The sequence below is a fragment of the Paenibacillus sp. P4_A7 genome (genome assembly GCF_056402455.1).
Map to the genome: position 1 here is coordinate 1 of NZ_JBFUHJ010000603.1, position 2,818 is coordinate 2,818.

At 48.6% G+C, this 2,818-nt stretch carries 4 protein-coding genes; all 4 read left to right on the forward strand.

All coding sequences use genetic code 11. The annotated features are described in order from the left end of the window. Window positions 1-124 precede the first annotated feature (124 nt). From AC1DWN_RS31690 to AC1DWN_RS31705, 4 genes are read left to right on the forward strand one after another with little or no spacing between them, the layout of a single operon-like run. A complete protein-coding gene (locus tag AC1DWN_RS31690) occupies window positions 125-883 on the forward strand; it encodes an SDR family NAD(P)-dependent oxidoreductase (protein ID WP_477562830.1) in 759 nt (252 codons plus the stop codon). Between the two features lie 38 nt (window positions 884-921). After that, a complete protein-coding gene (locus AC1DWN_RS31695) occupies window positions 922-1,302 on the forward strand; it encodes an SDR family NAD(P)-dependent oxidoreductase (RefSeq protein WP_477562831.1) in 381 nt (126 codons plus the stop codon). Further along, window positions 1,302-1,703: an SDR family NAD(P)-dependent oxidoreductase gene (locus tag AC1DWN_RS31700; protein WP_477562832.1), complete on the forward strand. Its 402-nt coding sequence runs from the start codon at window positions 1,302-1,304 to the stop codon at window positions 1,701-1,703. Before AC1DWN_RS31695 ends, AC1DWN_RS31700 begins: the two co-directional genes overlap by 1 nt. Before the next feature lie 30 nt (window positions 1,704-1,733). Beyond that, window positions 1,734-2,510, forward strand: a complete 777-nt coding sequence (locus tag AC1DWN_RS31705) for an SDR family NAD(P)-dependent oxidoreductase (protein WP_477562833.1) — start codon at window positions 1,734-1,736, stop codon at window positions 2,508-2,510. Window positions 2,511-2,818: the final 308 nt, after the last annotated feature.

Genomic DNA, 2,818 nt, shown 5'->3' on the forward strand with positions numbered 1-2,818 from the left:
CCCGTAATCGAACCGAATTTGCAGAGTGAGACGGTCCTTCGGGATGTCTCTCAAATGTGGTGTTACACAGGAAGCGCAGATGCGATTGATGCGATAGCGGATTATTTTTTAAGGGGCGGGGAGAATGGCTGACTTACAAGGTAAAGTGGCAATCGTTACCGGTGCGGGACGCGGTATCGGAAGCAGCATCGCTTATGAATTAGGCAAAGCCGGAGCTACGGTTGTCTTTAACTATGCCAATAGCGCAACGGGCGCCCAAACACTCGTCGAGAGAATGAATGCTGAGGGTATCCAGTCCGTAGCTATTAAGGCCGATATCAGTTCCTTGAAGGAAATCGATCAAATGGTGGCTAAGGTCGTCAATTTATATGGCCGCATCGATATTTTGGTGAATAACGCCGCCATAGATCCAATGGAAGATTTTCTTCAGGTGACGGAAAGTTTCTGGGATCAGGTGATCGACACGAATCTAAAAGGCACGTTCTTCTCTACGCAGGCTTGCGTCAAAGAAATGATCAAGACGGGTAAAGGACGCGTTATTCACATTAGTTCCGTGCACGGAAATCTAACGATGCCAAGGTATGGTGCGTATGCCACTTCTAAAGGCGGAATTAACGCGATGACGCGTCAGTTGGCGTTAGATCTCGCGAAATATCAAATTACCGTGAATTCGGTAGCGCCGGGTGCGGTAAGGGTCGAAAAGTTCCAAGATGCTGCCGGGTTTGACGATTTAGCGGATGACATTCCGATCGGTCGAATCGGGATCCCGCAAGATATCGCCAATTTCGTACGTTTTATCGCCTCTGACGAATCCGATTATTTTACGGGACAAGTCGTAACGGTCGATGGAGGCTCAAGCACTCGATTATTTCTAGCCAAATAAGTAAGCATAACGATGTGAAAATAGAAGGGGGATTATCCATGCAATTCAAAGATCAAATCGCGATGGTAACGGGCGGCGGGAATGGAATCGGCAAAGCGACGGCATTATCTTTGGCGCAAGAAGGGGCTCATGTCGTCATTATCGATATCGATGGGGAAGCCGCGAAGAGAACAGGCAAGGAAATTAATGAATTAGGAAGAGAAAGTCTGGTTATAGAAGCCGATGTTTGCAGCATGGAACAAGCGGAGAGAGCGTTCGGGCTCGCGAGAGAGAAGTTCGGAAGATTAGATATCCTAGTTAATAACGTAGGTACCAATATTCAAAAACCGATTATCGACTTGCTCGAGCACGAGTGGGATTTCCTGATTAATACGAATTTGAAGTCGATGTATATTTATTCTATCTGGCGGGAGAAATAATGCTCATTCAGAAGTCCGGTGTCGTCATTAATATCTCGTCGATTCTCGGCTTAGGCGGAATATCAAGAAGATCGGCCTATTCGGCGGCGAAAGCGGCAGTGAATAGCTTAACGCAAACATTGGCGTGCGAGTGGGCATTGGACGGCATTCGCGTGAACGCAGTCGCGCCGGGATACATTTTGACGGAGCTGCTTCAGCAATTTTTCGACAAAGGCACTTTGGATCCGGCCAACATGAAGCGTCGGACTCCTCAAGGACATTTAGGAACGCCGGAAGACATCGCCGAAGCCATTCTATACCTAGCCTCGCCAAAGGCGAAATTCGTAACGGGAGCCGTTTTATACGTCGATGGCGGTTATGCCGCATATCATGGTGCGGAGCCCGTTCCATCGCAATGGTAATAGTTGAGCATAATCGAGGAGGAGATCTAGGTGAACAGGCTTCAGAATAAAGTAACCTTAATAACCGGGGCAGCTTCGGGCATCGGTAGAAGCTCGACGTTGAAGTTCGCAGAAGAAGGAGCACAGGTCATTGTTAACGATCTGGATTCCGCCAAAGGCGAAGAAACGGTAGCCCTTATCCGTGAAAACGGAGGAGAGGCGACGTTCATCCATGCCGATGTAACTGATCCGCATTCGGTAAGCGAAATGATTCGACAGGCGCTTGAGATATACAGACGCATCGATGTGCTCTTTAACAATGCGGGTATCAGCGGCATTGGCGCGATTCATGAAATCGATCCTGAGCAATGGGACCGTGTGATCAACGTCAACGTCAGAGGGGTCTTCCTCCCTTCCAAGTACGTATTGCCTCATATGATGGAGCGCAAATCCGGCAATATTATCAATATGTCCTCCGGCACCGCGGAGATGGGGCTAGCTAGAAGAGCTTCCTATTCCGCGACGAAAGGCGCCGTCCTGGCTCTTACGAAAGCGATGCAAGTCGATTACGCGCCATACAACATTCGGGTCAACGCATTACTTCCCGGAACCATTCTGACGCCGTTCGTGGAAAACTATTTGAAGACCTCGTACGACGACCCGGTAAAAGCTATGGCATCGCTCAAAACAAGACAACTTAGCAATGAAATGGGAACACCGGAAGACGTCGCGCAGGCGGCGCTGTTCCTAGCTACCGACGAGTCGAAATTCATAATGGGTTCTCCGCTGTATATAGACGGTGGAATGACCTTTGGTAAAAATGCGTAGGGGAAACGGAAGAAATCTAAGGGTAACACTAATTGTTAACCTTTTTTGTATTATCAGAAAGTATAAAATTCTATGTCTTTATACTCATCTGATAGCTCGATACAAACGTGTGCCGCGGTATTAAGGACGGCGAAGCCGTTTTACTTGTTAAGCAACGATTACCTCGAACACCTCATCAAGGCGGAGATAACTTCGATTGTAACGAGAAAGCCGGTCTCCCCGAGACCGGCTTTCTGCCTGTTCGTCGGAGTTCCTGCTCGAATTCGGCTCGGCTCCGGAGTGATCAGCAACGTGTGAAGCCCTTTTTC

What these genes read in the sequence shown, in the direction of transcription:
- AC1DWN_RS31700 (WP_477562832.1), top strand. Translation starts at nt 1,302, where the DNA reads ATGCTCATTCAGAAGTCCGGTGTCGTCATTAATATCTCGTCGATTCTC.
- AC1DWN_RS31690 (WP_477562830.1), top strand. Translation starts at nt 125, where the DNA reads ATGGCTGACTTACAAGGTAAAGTGGCAATCGTTACCGGTGCGGGACGC.
- AC1DWN_RS31695 (WP_477562831.1), top strand. Translation starts at nt 922, where the DNA reads ATGCAATTCAAAGATCAAATCGCGATGGTAACGGGCGGCGGGAATGGA.